Here is a 22,128-nt window from a genome sequence, read left to right as displayed (position 1 = left end):
CGCCCGCGTTCATCACGCCAGCATCGCTCCACTCCCCGCAACTTCATTCGAGCACGCATTCGCTGCAGTACGTGCAACCAAAGCCGGTGTCAGACCACGGCAACGGCTCGTTGGAAGAACGAAGTCCAGTTCTGGCACGGTAGTTGCGACTCATCAATCTCATCAAGCAACCGTTTGATGAAACTATCAACCACAGCAAACTGAAGGATCTCACATGTCTCTTGAAACCAAAATCGACTTGAACGAAACCACCATCGACAAGCTTCAAAAGCTGATTCGTGCCAACATCGACTCGTACAACGGCTTTCACGAGTCCGCAGAAGAACTGAAGGACGAGCGTTTGGCAACGTTGTTCCGCAGCATCGGCGACGAACGTTCGGCGATGGCCAGCGAACTGCAGCAGTACGTCGAATTCAACGGCAAAGAAGCCGAAGACGACGGCAGTGTTGCCGCCAAGACGCACCGCATTTGGATCAACATCCGAGGCAAACTCAACGGCGGCGATGCAACAGTCATCTTGATCGAAGCTGAGCGTGGTGAGGACCACATCAAGGAAGCCTACGAAGATGTCTTGAAAGACACCGCAGGCAGCGCCATGAACGATGTCTTGACCGCCCAATATGCCAAGGTCAAAGCCGGCCACGACAAAATCCGCGATCTTCGCGATGCCTACAAAGCCAGCTGATCACGGCTGGTCGAATCATTTCGGTTTCCGACCGAACAAACAAAGCCATGTCCCATGACATGGCTTTTTGTTTGCGCCGATCAAACTTTGTAAGCTGCGTGCACCACGCGTTGAACGCCCCATGTCAACATTGAAAACAACGTGCAGTCTGCTGGCCTTCAATCAAGAAGCTTTCAAATTGGGCCGTCGCGATTGCAACAGAATTTGAATTGTTTCTTACCAGTCTTTACGCCAATTGCCGACTTCCGAAACAGGACGCGGCGACCGCTCGGGCCGGATCCAATCTTGGTTCCACGCACCTGTGACTTGATCAACCATCGAACACTTGGTTCGTCAGCGTGTTCACCAACCCACCAAGTGGAAGCCCCTGAACTGCAATGCAATCTCCGAAGCACGTTGGCAGGAACCATTGGAAACAACCATGTGAGCCGCTTGGCGTTCGCCTGGGCTGTCAAAAGGTTGGTATTGACACCGCTTTGGACTGCGCAGGTTTCGTTCCTCGACTTCGCCCCAACGGGGCAGCCCTATGCCAGCCCAGGGCAACGCCCTGGGTTGTGGCGGGACCAAGATTACAAAGCCCCAACGGGGGCGGTCCTAGCGGGTTTTGGGGAGTCTTTCTTAGGGCCGCCCCGTTGGGGCTGGTGTCGGAAACTCCGTAACGAAACCCCAGGCGATGCCTGGGGCTATCTTAAAGCTGCCCCGTTGGGGCGTAGGACAGAATAAAAATCAACGTCGCATTTTCCGTGTCAATACCAACCTTTTGACAGTCCAGCGTTAGCCACGGTTTTCGAGCGCAACCAGCGCGAACGCCCAAATCGCTTACCTCCCCGAAGACTCCTGCAGGCCTGCTTCCCCATACCCCACGACCGCGAACCATCGAAGCTGACCGCTCAACCCCGGGGGAGGTCGAAACCACGAAAGACACGAATCGCACGAAAGTTCAGCAAGGGTCGTTCTCGTGTCGTTCGTCCATTTCGTGGTTAATGAATAGCCGCCACAACGGAGCCTTCACCATCCACCAAGTGGAAGCCCCTGAACTGGATTGCAATCTCCGAACCAGGTTGGCAGGAACGATTGGGAACAACCATGTGAGCCGCTTGGCGTTCGCCTGGGCTGTCAAAAGGTTGGTATTGACACCGCTTTGGACTGCGCAGGTTTCGTTCCTCGACTTCGCCCCATCGGGGCAGCCCTATGCCAGCCCAGGGCAACGCCCTGGGTTGTGGCGGGACCAAGATTACAAAGCCCCAACGGGGGCGGTCCTAGCGGGTTTTGGGGAGTCTTTCTTAGGGCCGCCCCGTTGGGGCTGGTGTCGGAATCTCCGTAACGAAACCCCAGGCGATGCCTGGGGCTATCTTAGAGCTGCCCCGTTGGGGCGTAGGACAGAATAAAAATCAACGTCGCATTTTCCGTGTCAATACCAACCTTTTGACAGTCCAGCGTTAGCCACGGTTTTCGACCGCAACCAGCGCGAACGCTTGAACCGCTCACCTCCCCGAAGACTCCTGCAGGCCTGCTTCCCCATACCCCACGACCGCGAACCATCGAAGCTGACCGCTCAACCCCGGGGGAGGTCGAAACCACGAAAGACACGAATCACACAAAAGTTCAGCAAGGGTCGTTCTCGTGTCGTTCGTCCATTTCGTGGTTAATGAATAACCGCCACAGCGGAGCCTTCACCATCCACCAAGTGGAAGCCCCTGAACTGCAATGCAATCTCCCGAACCAGGTTGGCAGGAACGATTGGGAACAACCATGTGAGCCGCTTGGCGTTAGCCACGGTTTTCGAGCGTAACCAGCGCGAACGCTTGAACCGCTCACCTCCCCAAAGACTCCTGCAGGCCTGCTTCGCCAAACCCCACGACCGCGAACCATCGAAGCTGACCGCTCAACCCCGGAGGAGGTCGAAACCACGAAAGACACGAATCGCACGAAAGTTCAGCAAGGGTCGCTTTCGTGTCGTTCGTCCATTTCGTGGTGGCTTCAACGAGCGAAACAACCGAGCGATCGCCATCGCGAAAATTTCCGCACACCAGACAGCCACGTCCCTACAACAGAAGCAATGGTGGTCGCTGACTGACCAACGCAGGCATGTCAGGACGTCCTTTGCGGGCAAACCAATTTCGGCGGCAGGATCAAACCTCGGATCAGCATTCGATTCGCGAACATCAGTGTTCGTCGCAGCACACATTTTGAAAACACGAATCGGCGCAGATCCAACGCTCCTTCAAATCCATGCGATTGAACTGCATCTTCCACCTCGCCAGACCGCACAACGGAACGTATTTACGTCGCCGACGCAACCGAAGCGAAGGTGGATTGGATCAAGTTTTGATTGTACAATGCGAACGCAGTTTGCGCCAAATCGGAGGTGTGCCGCAGGCCCTTGCGCACCAACCATGTTGTCGGTCGCGGACCAATTGTTTGAGGTCTATTTCTATGACCAGTATACCAGTCGAATTACCAGATGATTTGCTGCAATTTGTGGATCAAGGCACAAAGAACGGTGGATTTACGAATCCGAGTGAGTTTATCATCGCGTTAGTCGCCGCAGCGAACGTGAAGCAATGCGAAATCGAGCAAGCATTGATGGCTGGGATAAATAGTGGTCCGGCCGACCCGTGGACGGATGAAGAATGGCAGACGATCAAGGAACGCGTTGGTTCAAAGAGCGTCAAGTAAGTGGCGAACCGGAAGCAAATCACCCGACGGCCCCAAGCCATCGAGGATGTCGAATCTCACGCAATGCACATTGCGGACGGCAGTCTTGATGCTGCTTTGCGATTTCTTGAGCGATCCGAACAGACGATCAAGGGGTTGGCACAGTTCCCGAAAAGCGGCGGGCTATTTGCAACCAGCGTGCCGGAGCTTGCGATAGCGTACTGCACACATGGGGACGTGACCTGGTTTACCACCCGCACGTTCACGTCGTGGTTCCCGCCGGCGGCATCGACGCTGGCGGCGTTTGGCAAAGCAGTCGCGCCAGCGTGTTCGTGCCCGAGCAGATTCTGGAGAGGTTTTTTCGCGGCAAGTTGAAACACAAACTGCGATCCGAAACGTTCTTTGACTCGATCCTCGATGATGCCTGGCAAGTATGCTTTGTCGTCGACAGCGAAGCGGTCGGCAGCGGCGAATTCGCGGTCGCGTACTTGGCGGCCTACGTGATGCGAGGTGCGGTGGCCAATCGACGCGTCACGCAGTGCGACGAATTGACTTCGCTCGAAGAAGCCTACTTGACGCTGCAAGTCAAACGCAGCGGAACGCGTCAGTACAAGCCGATGCCGATGCGTGTGGAAGAGTTCATTCGTCGTTGGCTCCAGCACGTGTTGCCGGCTGGCTTTCATCGTGTGCGTCACGACGGATTCGTCAACGCGCGCAGCAAGCGATCCCTCGAAGAGGTTCGCTGGTTGGTCGCTGTCTCACTGGAGCGTCAGTACGAACTGGCTTGCAGCCAGCAGATCGTGATGGCGGAACCGGTCGCGATGCAGTGACCCTGCTGCGGCGGCCCGATGATCAACCTGGGCTACTAAGCAGGTCGGCTGGAATGATCGGGCACAACCATGTGAGCCATTTGGGCGTTCGCCTGGCCTGCGCGTGAAAACCGTGGCTCACGCCAACGGCTCACCTACCCGATGACACCTGCTTACCCCGCCACGACAACTCCGCCACAACCAGCCAGAGCACCGCCATGATCCAGATCGTCGCTCCAATAACACGTCGTTTTCAAAGTCATCTGATCGGTGACTCCGCTGCCCCTGCGCGCCCGTCGCAATCACCTGACCCGAAAAGCATCCCGGCACACGATTCCAACAGCCAATCAACGCCCTTGCCCGATTCAAAACACCGTTCTGCGTTTCCAGAGCGGCTGCCCAAACCACCGCGCCGAACCGAACCTCGCACGAAGCCCTCCGCCAGAGCACGCCGCAGCGGACAAAACCACGAGGGAACAATCGCCGGAGTGTCCCCACCGCGAAGCGACTCGCCTTGAACAAGGATTAAGGTTCAGGCTCGTACCTCGCTGACCCCAAATCCTAAATCGTTGTGCGGCGTGCCCTACCTGTTCGTCCAATAGTCGGGCGAGCGGGAGCCATGGGCAACGGCGATTGCGAGAATGTCGGAGTTCGCGATCCGATAAATAATGCGAAATGGAAAGCGTCGAAGCAGAAGGTATCGGTGACGTGCATCGCACATCAGAAAGCGTTCGGGATCGGCAGCACTTTGAGAGATTGCCCGATCGAATTCGGCATCGAAGTCGTTTGCAGTTTCGATGCTACGCTCGGCGTACAATTTAAGAGATTCGATGAAATCGACTTCGGCGGCCCAGCATATGATGACATTAGCCATCCAACCCAGCCTCGCGACGAGCACGTTCGCGAACCTCTACCCACGGGGAGCCGGTCATTTCACCAGCGTCATATGCATCGCTTCGTCGATTGGCCTCAGCAATCCATTGAGAATCCGGAGGAACCCAATCAGTAGGGGAAACACTGTCCCACAAGGTGGCGATCAATTGCGCACGCTCGGAAGAGGAAAGCGATTGTGCCGCAGTCAGAATTTCGCTCATGTTGGTCATAGGTGAATTATACCAGATCGCCCGCACAACGGACGTTTTTTACGACACCGCCCTAAACGAAGCGAGCGATGTTGAACTACGAGAGATTGTACCAATGCGTGGCCGTTTGATGAACCAAGCGTCTGTATGGTGCCCCGTTGACGAACCAGGACTGCCCCCACGAACGATGATCCAATCGGCTTCGTGTGCGGCGGTCAAGCAATCTTGAAGATTAAGCTGCAATGAGCAAGACGACGTCGTTCGCACCAACAGCGATGCGATTGACGCTTGGACATTCGGCTTACTACTGGAAACACTTCAGTGAGCACCCCGTGAGCTACGCCGGACGTGCTCGCATTTCAACAGATCCGTTGGTTAGACAGCGTCCAACAACTCGATCTCGGTGGTCATTGATGACGAGTCTTCCTCGTCATTGAATTCCGCCATCGCCTCGTCCACTCCGACCGCCGTGGCAGAAGCGGTTGATGCTGATCCGTCGAATGACAATGCGATCGTGCTTCCTGGTTCTTCAAAACCGATGACCTCGCCGCTGTCAAAGAACTCATCGACTTCATCGCTCAAAAGCTCATTGCGTTCAGAGTTCACAAATGGCACTTGCGGTGCAATGAACTCACCCGACGCCGTGTTGGTCGACAGTTCCATTCGGTTGAGGTGGTTGATCACGAGCAACGCATCCAGTGCCGTAACGCTCGCGTCGCGATTGACATCAACGAAGCTTCCCAGCAATGGTTCACCACCGGCATCGTTCAAATGGTTCAGTTCGTTGACCACCATCAACGCGTCCAAAGCGGTTGTTTCGCCATCCGCCGATGTGTCCGTCGGCTGCAGAATGTTCGTCGCCGCTCGATTGGTCAAAGTATCGGAACCAGCAGACGATCGAATCGAGAAGATACGATCACTTGATAGCGGCTCAAAGATCACCGCGTACAGTTCGCCGGCTTGAAGATTTGCCGTGGCGACTCCGTTTCGGTAGGTGCTGACTGTCAACGTGTCAGCGTCGACGATCCGCACCGTTTCGCTCAAGCTGGTCACGCTAATCGGCGTGACCGTGACTGTCGTGTCCGTCAACGCCTGAAAGATGATTGCCGTTGGAATGCCGTCACCTGGAATCAAGTGCGGACGCGCCACAAAGGTCGGAATCAAGATTCGCGTTTCACGTTCATTGATGTCGTCGTTGAGAATGATTCCAGCCGCATCCGCTTGTGATATCAGCGTGTCATCGCTGGCATTACTCAGCACGACCGAGAAGGTTTCGTTGGGTTCGACTTGAGTGTCACCTGATACGTTCACGGTGATCGTCGCCGTCGATTCACCATCGGCGAATGTCACTGTTCCGGTCGGCAACGTCCCACCAAAGTCACTCGCATCTGCTGGATTGTCTCCGCTTCCGACCACTGAATAGTCCACCGTGACGGTGCCAATCGTATTTTCTGATCGAGTCACTGTGAACGTGAACGCGGTGGTTTCTGAGTCACCTTCAACGCGTTGAGTGTTGTCAGCAGCGATGCTTAACGAAGCCGCAACTGGTGCCGCCAAATCTGATTCGAACGCACCAATGTCGACGCCTGGACCTTGCGGTCGCGAAACACCCCGTTGATCGGTCGTCACCCCGGCCAACACTCCCGCATCCAAAGCCGCACTTCCGGTGAGCAAAGGAATTGTTGGTGTTGGACCACCAAACTCGCCCAGTGTTCCTAGACCTGCGTCGACATCGACAAGATTGTTTCCGCTATCGGTAATTGCCCCCGATAGGTTCGAATTGGTTGAGGCGTTGTTCCGCGAAACAATCGAATTGATTAACGATAACGTGCCCGCCTCAACCGAAATGCCCCCCCCCTGTGAAGCTGTGTTGTCAGCGACAGTGACACTCGTCAACGAAACGTTTCCACCTTCGCTCAAAACACCGCCACCATCATTCGACGCCGAGTTTGCCGCGATGGTTGAATTGACAACGGTGACCACACCGGCATCTCCGTCAGCAAAGATGCCGCCGCCGTCGATTGTGATGTTGTTGGAAATCGTCGAACGTGTGACGACCAGAGTTCCCTTCGAGCTGTTCCACAGACCACCGCCTTCACTGGCGGCCGTGTTTCCATCAACGACAACTTCCGTCAGCTCAACGGAACCATCGTTTGAGATGTGAACCGCGCCTCCGTTACCGGGTGCCGCGGAACCGCTTGGGCCAGCCACGTTGTCTGTAAGCGATCCACCGGTGAACGATGTAGTCGATCCGCCAATGGCTTCCAACCCACCGCCAGCACGATTGGCAGTGTTGTCTGAGATTGTTGTGTTGTCGATCGTTGCAGTCCCAGCGTTGAAAATGCCGCCACCACTTCCAGACACACCATTGGCAACGTTGTTTTGAATGGTCGCGTCGCTGATCACGAGCGTTCCACCGACATTGAAGATGCCTCCCCCTCCATTGTCCGCGTCATCGCCCGACGCGACATTCCCGTCGATGACCGTCCCGTCGACTGTCATCGTTCCGGTCCCATTCCAAAGTCCGCCACCTTCGGAGGCAGCGATGTTCCCGTTGACCGTTCCGCCAGTGATCTCCACCGAACCATTTCCGGTGACGTGAAAACCACCACCGTTTCCAGGTGCCGCCGTCGCCGGCGAAACACCGGCGTTGTTCGATGCGATCGTGGCCCCGCTGATCGTGTTCAGCGTGCCTGAGGTTGCTTCGATGCCGCCGCCAGCACGATTGGCGGTGTTGTTGGAAATGGTCGTGTTTCCACTCACCGTCAACGTTCCGCCATCATTCAAAATCCCACCGCCGCTCCCGTTGGAACCGTCGGCGATGTTGAACCCAATCACTGCATCGATCACGTTCAGCGTGCCGCCGTCGTTGAACAAACCGCCACCGCCGTTGCTGGCGTCATCGCCACTGGCGACGTTCGATGTAATCGCCCCACCGTTGATCGTCATCGTTCCGGTCGATGAATTCCACAACCCTCCCCCTTCGCTGGCCGCCGCGTTGCTACCGAAAATGGCCAAGTTCGATGTGACGTCGGCTGCTCCGGTCGAATGCAACCCGCCACCGTTGATGCCGGCGAAGTTATTCGAAACATCCGTTCCAAAGTTCAAAGTCACCGTCCCATCGATCACTTCGATGCCGCCGCCAGCACGATTGGCCGTGTTGCCTTCGGATGGAATCGCACCACCGATTTGGCTCAAGCTAATCGTCACCGCACCGTCAGTGCTGAAGATCGCACCGCCGCTTCCGAGTGCACCGTCCGCCGCGTTGCCACTGATCGTCGCATTGCTGACCGTCAGTGTTCCACCGTTGTTGAAGATCGCTCCACCACCGTCATCCGCCGCCTCACCAGAGGCCACGTTGCCGGTCAGAATCGTTCCATCGACCGTCATCGTTCCGGTGTTGTTCCAAAGACCGCCGCCCTCACGGGCCGCCGTGTTGTCGCGAATCGTTCCGCCCGAGATATCCGCGTTGCCATCGCCAGAGATGTGCAGGGCACCACCGTTGCCCGGCGCGGCTGATCCATCAGGTCCGGCAACGTTGAGTTCCATCAACACATCCGTCAGCGTTGTGCTGCTACCAGCGGTGGCTTCAATCCCGCCACCAGCACGGTTTGCCGTGTTGTCGCTGATCTCACCGCCCGAAACCGTCAGCGTTCCTTGGTTCAGGATGCCACCGCCGCTACCGGACGAACCGTTTGCAACGTTTCCTGTGACAGTTGCGTCAATGACACTCAGCGTTCCACCAACATTGAACAGTCCGCCACCGCCGTTATCGACATCATCGCCGGATGCCGTGTTGCCGCTGATCGTGGTCCCAGTCACGGTCATCACACCGGTTCCGCTCCACAAACCGCCACCTTCGGAAGCCGCAACGTTGTCGTTCACGGTGCCGCCACTGATCGTCACCGTTCCGGAACCGGTGACGTGCAAACCACCTCCGTTGCCGGGCGCCGCCACCGCGGGACTGATACCGACGTTGTTCCCATCCAGATTGACATCGGTCAACGAAGTGGAGGATGCATCGGTGGCTTCGATCCCACCACCGGCGCGGTTTGCCATGTTGCCGCTGATCGTTGAACCGGTGATCGTCATCGCACCGAGGTTCAGAATGCCGCCACCGCTTCCGGCAGATCCGTCGGCCGTGTTGTTGTTCACAGTGGATGAATTGATTGATACGGTTCCGCCATCATTGAAGATACCGCCACCGCCCTGATCTGCATCGGCACCGCTGGCCGAGTTGCCTTCGACGTTGGTTCCGACCAAAGCCATCGTTCCCGACGCACTGTTCCAAACGCCTCCGCCTTCTGCACCGGCGGAGTTGCCGGTGATCGTGGAGTCAATGAAATTCGCTGTCCACGGTCCGGAGGTATGCAGTGCACCGCCGTTGATACCGGTGGTGTTGCCGTCGAATTCAGTTGCAAAGAACGTTGCGTTGCCAGCGTTCTCGACACCACCACCGGCACGAGACGCGTCGTTGTTGGAAATGGTTCCACCACGAACCACCAACGTTCCGCCGTTCGCATTCAGGATCCCGCCGCCGTTCCCGAGTCCCGCAATCGCGGTGTTCTCGATCACATCGCTGTCGGTGATTGTGACGACACCTCCATCATTGAAGACACCTCCGCCACCTTCACCCGGTTCGTCGCCGCCACTGACATTGCCAGAAATGCTCGAGTCCGTGATTGAAACCTGTCCGCCTTCGTTGGCAATCCCGCCACCATTGCCTGATGCCACGTTGCCGGTGATCTGTGCATTCATGATGATCAGCGTTCCGCCAACGGCTTGCAACGTCCCCGAAGCGGCGGGCCCGGTGACTCGATAACCATCGGGTGAACCGTCCCCATCAACATCAACGTCTGTGTTCACTCCATGCAGCACAATCTCTCGCAATGACATCGGAAGCAGGTTGTTGAACTGACGAGCTTGATCAGAGTCACTCAGATCAAACGTGTAAGTCTCGCTGAAGTCGATCGTTCCATCGGCCGTCGTTGGGAAGTCAGCAATATTGAAATCATCCAGGGGCGAGTTGCCTTCCAAGGGAACTGGTGCACGCGGACTGGATAGATTTAGCAGCACGTTGCCATACCCCGCGATTCCTTCACCCACCGTGATGAACCCATCTCCGTTGGAGTCATCTCCCACGTCTGGAGTTCGCGAATCAATCGCGACTCCTCCTTCGCCGAGAAACGGACCTGGGATGGTTTCGGTTGAATCCAGATCCGAAGCAAACCGACCGTGGATGTGTTGAATGTGAGGTTGGTTAGGAACCAAACCAGATGCATTGATGTTAACCGTGATCGACGGATTGTCGGGATCGCTGGTATCCACAGTGACCGTCGCGGTTCCGCTCACGCCAGAATCATTCAGTGCACTCAGTGAAGTTTGGAACGTTTGCGATGTCACGTCGACATCGCTGTCATTGAAAATACCGCCCCCGATCGGTGCGGAGTTCTCGCTCACCAAAGTCCCGTCAACAGTCAAACTACCGGACACGCTATTCCAAAGTCCACCTCCTTCACTAGCGGCGATGTTGTTCGAGACCATCCCGCCGGTGATCGTCACGACACCATCACCGGAGATGTGCAACGCTCCCCCATTACCCGGCGACGCCGAACCATTTGGCCCGGCAATATTTTGATCCATTGACACATCGGTCAACGTGGTCGTGGATCCAGCGGTCACTTCAATCGCTCCACCGGCTCGATTGGCAGTGTTGCCACTGATCTCGCCACCCGAGACGGTTAGCGTGCCTTGATTGAGGATTCCCCCACCGCTGCCGCTGGCACCATCGGCGACATTGAATCCGATCACAGCGTCGATCACGTTCAGCGTGCCACCGTCATTGAATAGACCGCCGCCACCGTTGCTGGCGTCATCGCCGCTGGCACTATTCGATGAAATCGCCCCGCCGTTGATCGACATGGTTCCGGTCGACGAGTTCCACAAACCACCCCCTTCGCTGGCCGCCGTGTTGCTGCCGAAGATCGCCAAGTTCGAGGTGACGCTGGCCGCTCCGGTCGAGTGCAATCCACCGCCATTGATACCGGCGAAGTTGTTCGAAACATCGGTTCCGAAGTTCAACGTCACCGTGCCTGCGATCACTTCGATGCCGCCGCCAGCACGATTGGCAGTGTTGCCCTCGGATGGAATTGCACCACCGATTTGGCTCAAGTTGATCGTCACCGCACCGTCTGTGCTGAAAATGCCACCGCCGCTACCGAGCGTTCCGTCCGCCGCGTTGCCGCTGATCGTTGCGTTGCTGACCGTCAGCGTTCCACCGTTGTTGAAGATCGCTCCGCCACCGTCGTCGGCCGCGTCACCCGACGCCACGTTGCCAGTCAGAATCGTACCATCGACCGTCATTGTTCCGGTGTTGTTCCAAAGACCGCCGCCTTCGCTCGCCGCGGTGTTGTCGCGAATCGTTCCGCCTGAAATGTCCGCGTTGCCATCACCAGAGAGATGCAGGGCACCACCGTTGCCTGGAGCCGCGGATCCATCCGGACCGGCAACGTTCAGTTCCATCAAAACATCCGTCAGCGTTGTGCTGCTACCAGCGGTCGCTTCGATCCCACCACCGGCGCGGTTGGCGACGTTGCTGCTGATTTCGCCGCCGGAAACGGTCAACATTCCTTGGTTTAAGATCCCGCCGCCACTGCCGGACGCACCATTTGCCGCATTGTTGGTGATCGTCGAATCCGTAATCGTCACGGTTCCGCCATCGTTGGCCAAAGCACCGCCGCCCATGTCAGCGTCATCACCAGTCGCAGTGTTCCCCATCAAGGTGACGTTGGTGAGCGAGAGTGATTGCCCCGATGCGACATAGAGGGCACCACCCGATTCCGCCACTCCGTCTTGCAGCGTCAACCCGGAAAGGTCGACGTTCACCGCACCATCACCGGACGCGTTGATCGCAAAAATTCGCGATGCATTATCGCCACTGACGATTTGGCCGGATGAATCCCCCAAGGAGATACGAAGCGATTCGGTGACCTCCAGTTCGCTGCCCAAAAGAATCGAGCTCAGCCCATCGGCAAAGCTGATGCTGTCGATCTCGGTCGAGGTAGGACTTCCGGCTGCGGTATCCGCATTGATCGCCATATTGCTGTTCGACGCTTGGATCGCCTCTCGCAGACTGACCATGCCATCTACGGCGACGACGTCTAAAGCAGTGTCGACGACATAGGCCGCTAGAACACGACGTTCCTCCAGGCGCTCGCCGATCAATCGATTCAGAGTTGCACGGCGTGTTTTCGTTCTGCGTCCTCTCAGTTTCCAAGATTTCCCAAGTTCTTTTTCGGAATGAGAAGTGTCGTGCTGATCAGGTGATTGATTATCGAGCAAGCAGGCAGAACGAAATCCGAACATACTGGTCTCCGGTGAGTCAAAAATGGGGGGAGGTGGGGCAACAACTGGTCACCCAGATCGCGCAGTCCCCAGCGTTTGACCGAGTGAGACGCACAAAAAAAGCGACGGCCACCCGAGTGAGGGATGACCATCGCTGTACAAAGCAACAGATATGCCGATTATGCGATCGGGATCGGTTGTGACTTGGGAGCATCCAAGCGACTGCGGACCCCCGCTTCAAAATCCGGATGGACTTTGCCGAACTGAGCCAACATTCTTTCGCGGATATTCTCGGGGCTGTCGGCCATCGAATTGGAGATCGCAGTGCAAAGTCGTTCGCGAGCTCCTTCGTCCAGCACCTTGTTCCAGAACATCTGTGGCTGACCGTAGTAGTCCTTGTCATCGCACGCGAACTCGTCGTAGCGATCGCCGTCGCCGTGCACTGGCATGGGCGGCTCCATCGTTCGCCCGGTCTCTTTTGGACCGTTCATCTTGTTGGGCTCATAATCAACGGTGCCGCCGCCGTTTCCGTCCACTCGCATCGTCCCGTCACGATGATATGTCGCATACGGACAACGCGGTTGATTGACCGGAATCTGGTGATAGTTCACACCCAATCGATAACGATGTGCATCGGGATAAGACAGCACACGATTCTGCAACATGCGATCAGGTGAAATCCCGATGCCCTCGACCAAGTTGCCAGGCTCAAAGGCGGCTTGCTCAACATCTTGGAAGTAGTTGGACGGATTGCGATTGAGTTCAAACACGCCGACTTCAATCAACGGATAGTCATCGTGCGGCCATACCTTGGTCAAATCGAATGGATGCCATTCGTAGTCTGCGGCGTCAGACTCGGGCATGACCTGTATGTGCATTCGCCAACGAGGGAAGTCGCCCTTTTCAATGGCTTCGAACAAGTCACGCGTCGAGTAGTCCGGTGCTTCGCCCGCCATCTTGATCGCTTCGTCCGCACTGAAGTTCTCTGAACCTTGTTCGGTCTTCAGATGGAATTTCACCCAGTGCCGGACACCGTCTTTGTTGTACATGCTGAACGTATGGCTGCCGTAGCCGTTCATGAAGCGTGCACTCTTGGGTGTTCCACGATCGCTGTAAAGGAACATCACCTGATGAAGAGCCTCAGGCACCTCGCCCCAAAAGTCCCAACGACGCCAATGAGGCTGCAAGTGATTCTGCGGCTCGCGTTTTTGAGTCCGAATGAAATCACTGAACTTCAACGGATCGCGAATGAAAAAGATCGGCGTGTTGTTGCCGACCAAATCCCAAACACCTTGATCGGTGTAAAACTTCAGCGAGAACCCACGTGGGTCACGGGCCGTGTCAGCCGAACCGCTTTCGCCACCGACGGTCGAGAAGCGCGCAAAGGTTTCCGTTTTCTTGCCAACTTCGGAGAACAAATCCGCCATGCAGTACTTGGTGATGTCGTTCGTGACCGTGAACGTGCCGAAAGCTCCATAGCCTTTGGCGTGAACAACCCGTTCCGGAATCCGTTCCCGATTGAAGTGCGCCATCTTCTCGACCAGGTGAACGTCCTGCATCAAGACGGGTCCGCGTGGTCCAGCGGTTTGCGAATGCTGATTGTCATCGACCGCCCGGCCGAATTGCTGAGTTTGAAACGGGCACTTGGATTCTTCGGACATAGAACTTCTTTGCTAGAAGAGGAATAGAAACGAGTTTGAATTGATACGATTGCAAAAGGGGAAGTCAGATCAGCGATGCGATGGCATCACTCAGGGTCAGCGGCCTTTCCAACGCCGCCGTTCAACATGGCATTCATCGAAGAAGTGGCCTCCAACTTCTCCATCACCATCACGACCGCAATCAAAATCGGGACGGCCAAGAACACACCCAGCATTCCCCACATCCATCCCCAAATCACGATTGAGATGAACACCAGCACGGACGACAGCTTCATCGATTTGCCCAACAGAGTCGGTGTGATGAACTGACCTTCCAATGTGGTCAGCGTCGCATACGTCCCCGCGACCACGAATGCAAACGATGCATGCTCAAAGCTGACCAGAGCGACGAAGAACACCATCGCGATACCGACCATCGCGCCCACGATCGGAATGAAGTTCAAAAACATGGCCGCAACTCCCCACAACAATGGCGAGGGCATCCCCAGCAACCACATTGCAGTTCCGATACAAACCCCCAGACACGCGTTGATGCTGGTGACCCACGCCAGATAACTACTCAGAGCGTCTTGAACACCTTCCAAGACTTCGATGAACCGTCGCTTGGACGAAAAGGACGGCAACGAGCTGACGACGGAGACAATCAATGAATCACCCGCCGCCAACAAAAAGAACAACAGCGCCGCGGCAATGGAGACAAACGAAACCGCGTTTCCCGTCCCGGCGATCAACGGCGACGAGGTTGTCCAAGCGGGCTGTTTGATCTCGACCGGCACAGGCTTCTCTTCTGATGTCAATTGCTCTGCATCGGCGGTGTCCGAGATGTCTTCTGTGGCTTGGTTGACGGTTTCTAAATGGTCAAAAATGAATCCCAGCTTGTCTTTGACTTCGGGCATCGATCCCGGCACCTGCTGCAGCATGTCTTGCGCTGGGCCAGACAACACATAGCCGATCGTTCCGAAGACAGTCGCAATCGCCAGCATGATCGCGGTGGCGGCAACACCGGATGGGATTCCGAGGCGAGTCGCCGCGCGAACCACTGGCCGCAATGTGAGAAACGCGAAACCCGCGACCAAGATCGGCATGAACAGGTTTCGACCGATGTAAAGCGTGTACAAAGTCAAAAATGCCACGCACACCCACACGCCAACCGAAGCCCACTGGACGTGTCTCGACAGCTGCTCGACAGCCACCAATTCATCCGACTTTTCACGCCGACGCTCCGGACGTGCACCAGCCAATATGGTTCGAAATTGGTGAATGTGTGACATCAACGGGCGTCCTGCGAACGAGGACCACCGATCTCAACCATGAACCCCAAATGGATGAGCGACAACAACTGCATGGCAACATCCAAATCGAAAGTGGGGAGCAACAACGCGGTCTCCAATCGACCGCGTCCAAAACCGACAACGACCACTCACAACAGGAGCGTCTTCATCGCAATTTCACGCTTCTACGCTTTGCAAACCACGTGCCGATTTTGTAAACCACGTGCCGATCCATCAGACGAAAACTTCGGGCGTCCTTGGAGTCTCTGGACGCCTAACGTCGCAACCCCAGAACATTGAGCAAACTCGAACTCAGCGGCATTGAGAACCGTGCTAACCAGCGAACGATGCCCGACCAGCCTGCTCATTCATCGATCAAATCGAGACGGACCGAGGGCACGGGATGCGAGTCGACAATCAAATTCTTCGCCAAAGGGAATTGGTGCGAACGGCTCTCGAGAAAATGCATGAAGTAGCCGGCGGTGTTCGGGAACGCAATCAAATCGCCACGCTGGACACCGCTTGGGAACTGCATCTTCCGCAGTGAAATCAATTCCGATTCCGTGCAATAGGCACCGACCAGGTAACCCGACATCGGCTTCGTCTCAGTGGCACGATCAAAGGAGCTTTGTTTCGGAACCAAGATCGGATCCACCAAGAAGTCATCGCTCGAAGTCCGGCACTGCGTCCGGTTCATCGACAATCCGATCAACCAATCGCCTTCCGCGTTCTGTTTTCGGAATTCAACCCGAGCGACGGTCATTCCGCATCCGTCCAAGATGCTTCGCCCCGGTTCACAACGCAACTGAACATTGAGCTCCACCAATCGATCCGCAATCGACTTTCCTTCGATCTGTGAATCCAAAACGCCGGCCAGCCAATGGCCGCGAACAGGACGCTGGAAGAAGGGATACATTTTCGGTTCCCCGACGACACGCCCTCCCTCAACCGACAGCCCCAATCCGTGCCCCCGATAGGTCAGTGTGTCGCGTTCGCCCAGCAACGCCCGACGATGTTCCCTCCAAAACGTAGCCCATTGGCGATGCTCTTCCAGATAGCTCATTGGGAAACCACCGCCCATGTCAATGAACTCGACCGGCTCCCCAACCGCTTTCAATCTTTCGCCCCATTCCATGGCCAACGAAAGAGCCGACACCCGCTGCCCAGAGTCATAGCCATCGAGATGAAAATGAATCCCCTGAACCAACACGGGCAATGAAGTCAAACGCTGAGGAAGATCACGGTCGCGATCCACATCGAAACCGAAACGGGTCGGAAGCTTGTTTCCCTCGTGCTGGAACCCGCCTAAACGCAATGCGATTCGAGCTTGCCGACCAAGCTCATTTGCTCGGGCGACAATGATCTGCAACTCGTCATCGTTGTCCACCGCGATGCAGACTTCCTGCTGCAGACACAGATCAATCAGCGAATCGCTTTTGATTGCCGCGGTGCAAATCAAATCTTTCGCGGGAACGCACTGCCGCAAACACTGCCGCAGCTCGTTCTCGCTGGCGGTGTCGACTCCAAAATTTGACTCGATCGCCTCGTCAACAAAGCCCAAACACTTGTTGGCCTTCCGAGCGAAGAACACTCGAAAATCAAGACCCCGCTCACGAGCGACCGCGTTCAGTTCCTCCACGTTGCGACGCATTGTTCGAGGTCGCACCAAATTCAGTGGCGAACCATAGGTCTCAACCCAATCGAACAAGTTCTCTGAACGCAAACAACGCTCCATCCACGATTCGAGCCGGGCATCCAGAGGCAAAACGCCCCTGCACCCCCTACGCAACGCACCAGTCTGCAATGCCTGATCTTCGGCGGGTAGACCTTCAAACATTTGACCAGCCAAAGAGCGTTCAAAAATGACGTCGAATACCTCATCCATGCATATCCACCGCGATCGTGCCGGCCCAGTTCTGAATCTGCGAATGCAATGTTCGCGAAAGGGTATCGTTGCCGACAACCCAACCCTCCGTCGCACGACCAAACACGGCAAGCCCTTTGCTTCCGCCCAGCACGTTACCGGAATCGCTCACGCGAATGGCTTCAGTCAGCGGATCCACCTCGACATCACCTCGCAAAACCAGTTGCGAAAGCGGCCCGGTTTCATCCGCCTGACTTGGTGAAGCAATCACAGCGTTGACGATCACAGCCCCTTCTGGTGCAACGGTTTGATCACACAGTTGTACCAAACCATCTCGCATCAGCCGCAACAGTTTTGCGACGCTCTCGGCCGGCGGGCCAAACGCGATGCGCTCCATTTCCATCGCCACCTGCTGAAACGCCTTGTACTGACCAGCGGCCAGCCCACCGAAGCTGACCAATTCGACGATCTGTGGGTACAAGCGACGCCATGCATCCCCCAGCGCAAACGGGATATCAATCGGTCGGGCACCAGTCGCAACGCCGTAGGACTGCAACATCGCACGACGTGCGGCGGCCTCGTCCATCTTGTATCGCGACCACCCACGATACCATTCGTCGATTTCACGCGGAGTCACCACCGTGCCCGATTGCGACAACGATTCTGCTGCCGCTTCACAAATCACCCACCAAATGTCTTTGTGAAATTTCAGCTTCCCATGATTCGGTTCGCACGCACGCAGTGCCTCTCGGTAAGGTTCCCAAAACACATCCGTGATGGGCTCCACTTTCGCGGTGGGCTTCGCCAGCATCGGCCGACCCGAACGACAATGAACCGTGATCCGCTTCGGCTCATTTCCACTGCAGACATAATCTGGAAGTGCATCACTGTTTTCGAAACGACCATCACGACCTTCCGTCAGCATCATGATGGCGTCAATGGCGGTCAACCCAAACCCTCGAATCCAAACGTCACTTCCGGCCGAAATTCGTTCGGATGAAAGATTGGTCTCCACCGGAAACACAAACGCTTCGTCATCCGATGAAGGAACCCTGTCCGACCCGCGGAATCCTTCGTGCCCCGTCGTCAAGACAACACGATCAAACCCGATTTCGTCTTTTCCATCCCACAACAACCAACCGCCGCTGGACGCCTGGCTGGCGACACATCGGATCGATTCCACTCGACTGCGAACGACCTTCAACTTCGTCCAACGACGCAGACGTTTGCAGACCAATTCAAAACAATCGTGCAAGTATTCCCCCACGATGGCTCGCGGGACAAACTGATCCGACGCGGCATACTCCGGATAGTTTCGATCCAACCATCCGATCAACGAACCGGATCGTGGAGTGGGTTGGCCGGAATCAACCTTCCAAAAATCAATGTGCTGAGTCGCGAAATTCATTCGAAGCATCCGAGGTTGCTTCGGATTGTAAATGCAGCCCGCGCCGGGAAAGGGCGAAGGTTCAAAGACGGTGATCTCCATTCTCGACAATTCATCCGTCGACAATGTTTGCGATAGAGCGTCGAGGCATTGCAAACCACGAGGCCCGCAACCGACGATTGCTAAACGCAATCGTGTTTTAGATGGATTGTCATTGGTCACCGGATAATCGGCGACGCGACCGCCTGAAATCGCAACGCTCATGCGCTCACTCCTTCAAAAAACTCAAACGAGGAAGAACCGACCAGATAGTTGAGTTCCTCGCTGGTACAACCCAGCGACTCCGAAACCCATTCATCGCTAAAAACTGTTTCGAGATATCGCGTGCCTGAATCGTGAAGCACCGCGACGCAGCGTTTGCCAGCGAATTGTTCTTGCATTCTTCCGACGCTCATCAGAACACCACCGGCCGAACCGCCAATCAACATCGCTTCTCGCTGTGCCGCCCGGCGACATCCGACGACACATTCCAAATCGGAGACGCGAACGAGATGATCGAATGATTGACCCGCCGCCAATCGTGGTTCCTTCCCCGCACCCAAACCGGGAATCTTGCGAGGCCCCGACGACCCGCCGAACAGAACACTGCCCACTGAATCGACCGCCACAACCTGAACGTTGCGTCCTCGCGACTTCAAGAAATCACGACAACCTTGAGCCGTCCCTGTGCTGCTCGTCGCCACGAACAAGACATCGAATTCGCCATCGAGGCTCTCATCGATTTCGCGGATGGTTCCTTCAAAGTGTGATCGAGGGTTGTCAGTGTTGGCGTACTGATTGGGCCAATAACTGTTCGATGTCGTCTCGATCAGCTCGCAAACTTTCGCGATGCGTGCGGCCAGGAAATCACCATTCAACGGCTGGGTGACTAGCTCAATCGCTCCACCGAGTGCCTCGATGATCGAGAGGTTTTGCTTCTGTGCTCGGGGGTCGACGACGCAGATGAATTTCAATCCGTGGTACCGGCACGCTTGAGCCAAACCGATACCCATGTTCCCAGACGTCGATTCGACAATCGTGGTGTCAGGGCCGATCTCACCGCGTTTGAGTGCCTCGAACAACATCTTCGCGGCCGGACGGTCCTTGGCACTTCCGCCCGGATTCGCCGCCTCCCATTTCACAATCAACTCAATATCAGGTCGGTCCAAAAATTGATTGAGTCGAACCAATGGTGTGCCGCCGATTGCATCGAGGACGCCATTGCAAACTCGCGAGGAAAGTTGGTTCATGGATGGTTGGCTCAGGAGCAAAGATTTGAATTGCTGCTGGTAACGCAATCACCGTGCCAATGACCTTTCACCGATCGATTGAACTCGCAATCAAAATCAAAGCAGGCGACTTCCGCCCCTTCAGCGATTGCGACGCGACTGGGCTCGATCAACACAAAATCACGAAGTTTGTGTCGACCGAACCGATTTCTCGCATTCGACAATTCGTTCAGTCCAAGCGAATGCCGTCGCCGTGCCACAGAACTCGCAGGTCATCTTTCGACCACTGTTCCAGCCCAACGGATGGATCACCGACAAGCATGCGTTGTCCATCGCTCGTCAGCCCCAACGCGACGACACTGTGCCCCATCCCTGGAATCCATCCCCATTGATCAACATAACGTCGGTCGTCCACTCCGTACGGTAGCTTCACCGCCATCAACACCGGCCAGTCATCGCGATTCCACATCTCGTCCAGTGTTTCGTCCAGCACACTGACCGATCGGTTTTGTTCGTCAGCGACCAGTTTGATTCCGCGATACAAACCGAGTGTGGGTGTGCCGCTCGAGTCCGTTAAGCACAGGGCAATCAATTCCGATTCGGATTTTTCGATGCCCTCCGCACGCAACAACGTTGCCGCAGCAGCGGGACTGCATGTCGCCCAAGACGTTTGCATCGCGACACCATTCGTCCACTGGTCACCACCCTCGGGCGCCGGACGAATGGCGATGGATAGCAATGGCCAAAGAATCGCGGCGGCGGAAACCATCGCCAACAAGACGCACAAAATCCCACGACGCCACGCGGGTGTTTCCGGAAGACGCAAGGCCCAACCCGCCGCCAGTGCCGCAAAGATCGATGCAAAGTTCGTGTACACGATCGCCGCAGAACTGGAGACGTATTTGGCCCAAAAAAGCTGACCCGATGCATAGAACAGAAAGTAAATCATCGCCAAAACCGCGAGCGACAAACACAACATCACACGCTGGCCTTTGTCGGAATACGCGATTGCGTACACAAACCACCCCGCCGCAATTGAAAATCCGGCCATCACCGACATCGCGATCATCAAATCACTCGCTATCAATTGTTCGTCCTTCTGCAGAAGTTCATCAAAATGGCGATCCGCAGCCTGCGAATCAAATCGCTAGAGCAACAAACGCCGGTCAACATTGCGGCATCAACGCAATTCCCAGGCCGTAACGGGCAGAATCAATCATCACGCAACTTGCCATCGACCGCAAACCGGTCACTCCGCTCGGTAATCGCCCCGTTGAGCAACGAGCGTTCAAAACCGTCGGACAAAGTGAGTGACATAGGCTTCCAGCCTGGGTTCCTCGCAATCACAGGCTGGAAGCCTAGGCCCCTGATTTCTGTTCAGTCCTTCTCGCGTTCTGTTCATGACGTTGTCGTGGCACGCTATCTGCGTTCACTGTCCTCCGCAGTTCAAAAACTGCATTCAAAACCGAATTCAAAAATGAGGACAACGATATGAGTGAACAAACACTGAACAAAAAGCGGATCGCCTTCCTCGCAACCGACGGGTTTGAACAAGTCGAATTGACCAAGCCATGGGAAGCGATCCAAGCCGCTGGCGCCGAAGTTGTCCTGGTTTCGCCAAAGGACGGAAAGATCCAAGGCATGAACCACGATGAAAAAGCGGACCAGTTCACGGTCGATCAAAACGTCGCCAATGTCTCCGCCGAAGATTTTGACGGATTGGTACTGCCCGGCGGCGTGGCCAACCCAGATACGCTTCGTACCTGCGAGACGTCGGTGAGCTTCATTCGTGACTTCTTCAAGCAACACAAGCCTGTCGCGGCGATCTGCCACGGACCATGGACGTTGATCGAAGCAGACGTCGTTCGTGGCCGCCGAGTCACGTCTTGGCCAAGTCTAAAAACTGACCTCAAAAACGCGGGGGCAAAATGGGTGGACGAAGAATGCGTGTGCGATGAAGGATTGGTGACCAGTCGCAACCCCGACGACCTGCCAGCCTTCTGTGAAAAAGCGATTGAAGAATTCGCCGAGGGCAAGCACGCCGCGCAAACGGTCTGATCCCTGCATCAATTCAACAGGCCGGTTCGTTTGATCTGGCC

12 protein-coding genes and 1 pseudogene are annotated in these 22,128 nt (G+C 55.9%); 4 read left to right on the top strand and 9 right to left on the bottom strand.

What is annotated here, in order from left to right; genetic code table 11:
* Positions 1 to 214 precede the first annotated feature (214 nt).
* The 3 genes and pseudogenes from PSR62_RS15450 to PSR62_RS15440 form a co-directional block, all read left to right on the top strand.
* Positions 215 to 685, top strand: coding sequence for a PA2169 family four-helix-bundle protein (locus tag PSR62_RS15450; RefSeq protein WP_274403893.1), 471 nt, complete (start codon positions 215 to 217; stop codon positions 683 to 685).
* 2,436 nt (positions 686 to 3,121) lie between these two features.
* Entirely contained in the window at positions 3,122 to 3,364 is a 243-nt protein-coding gene (locus PSR62_RS15445) for a ribbon-helix-helix domain-containing protein (protein ID WP_274403892.1), read from the top strand.
* Between the two features lie 194 nt (positions 3,365 to 3,558).
* Positions 3,559 to 4,170: pseudogene (locus tag PSR62_RS15440) on the top strand (IS91 family transposase); the annotation flags it as partial.
* 565 nt (positions 4,171 to 4,735) lie between these two features.
* On the opposite strand, the gene PSR62_RS15435 reads toward PSR62_RS15440, so the two are convergent.
* From PSR62_RS15435 to PSR62_RS15400, 9 genes are all read right to left on the bottom strand, one after another.
* Positions 4,736 to 5,026, bottom strand: a complete 291-nt coding sequence (locus PSR62_RS15435; protein WP_274403890.1) for a type II toxin-antitoxin system RelE/ParE family toxin — start codon at positions 5,024 to 5,026, stop codon at positions 4,736 to 4,738.
* Positions 5,019 to 5,246 (bottom strand): addiction module protein, encoded by a 228-nt coding sequence (locus PSR62_RS25775; protein WP_443217277.1) that lies wholly within the window; start codon positions 5,244 to 5,246, stop codon positions 5,019 to 5,021. The genes PSR62_RS15435 and PSR62_RS25775 overlap by 8 nt, the downstream gene beginning before the upstream one ends.
* A gap of 363 nt (positions 5,247 to 5,609) precedes the next feature.
* On the bottom strand, positions 5,610 to 12,374 hold the full coding sequence (locus PSR62_RS15430; protein WP_274403889.1) for a choice-of-anchor Q domain-containing protein: 6,765 nt from the start codon (positions 12,372 to 12,374) through the stop codon (positions 5,610 to 5,612).
* A 383-nt stretch (positions 12,375 to 12,757) separates the two neighbouring features.
* Positions 12,758 to 14,239, bottom strand: a complete 1,482-nt coding sequence (locus tag PSR62_RS15425) for a catalase (protein ID WP_274403888.1) — start codon at positions 14,237 to 14,239, stop codon at positions 12,758 to 12,760.
* A gap of 86 nt (positions 14,240 to 14,325) precedes the next feature.
* Positions 14,326 to 15,510, bottom strand: a complete 1,185-nt coding sequence (locus tag PSR62_RS15420) for an AI-2E family transporter (protein ID WP_338020083.1) — start codon at positions 15,508 to 15,510, stop codon at positions 14,326 to 14,328.
* 364 nt (positions 15,511 to 15,874) lie between these two features.
* Complete coding sequence (locus tag PSR62_RS15415) at positions 15,875 to 17,245, bottom strand: Y4yA family PLP-dependent enzyme (RefSeq protein ID WP_338020082.1); 1,371 nt, start codon at positions 17,243 to 17,245, stop codon at positions 15,875 to 15,877.
* Positions 17,246 to 17,387: 142 nt separating this feature from the next.
* Entirely contained in the window at positions 17,388 to 19,025 is a 1,638-nt protein-coding gene (locus PSR62_RS15410) for an FAD/NAD(P)-binding protein (RefSeq protein ID WP_274403885.1), read from the bottom strand.
* Complete coding sequence (sbnA, locus tag PSR62_RS15405; RefSeq protein ID WP_274403884.1) at positions 19,022 to 20,050, bottom strand: 2,3-diaminopropionate biosynthesis protein SbnA; 1,029 nt, start codon at positions 20,048 to 20,050, stop codon at positions 19,022 to 19,024. The genes PSR62_RS15410 and sbnA overlap by 4 nt, the downstream gene beginning before the upstream one ends.
* A gap of 208 nt (positions 20,051 to 20,258) precedes the next feature.
* Positions 20,259 to 21,098: a peptidase C39 gene (locus tag PSR62_RS15400; RefSeq protein ID WP_274408239.1), complete on the bottom strand. Its 840-nt coding sequence runs from the start codon at positions 21,096 to 21,098 to the stop codon at positions 20,259 to 20,261.
* Between the two features lie 422 nt (positions 21,099 to 21,520).
* Between PSR62_RS15400 and PSR62_RS15395 the strand changes: the two genes are divergently transcribed.
* Entirely contained in the window at positions 21,521 to 22,087 is a 567-nt protein-coding gene (locus PSR62_RS15395) for a type 1 glutamine amidotransferase domain-containing protein (protein WP_274403883.1), read from the top strand.
* The last annotated feature ends 41 nt before the right edge of the window (positions 22,088 to 22,128 follow it).

It is taken from the genome of Rhodopirellula sp. P2, from assembly GCF_028768465.1.
GTDB lineage: Bacteria > Planctomycetota > Planctomycetia > Pirellulales > Pirellulaceae > Rhodopirellula.
This window is presented reverse-complemented; position numbering and strand designations above follow the sequence as displayed.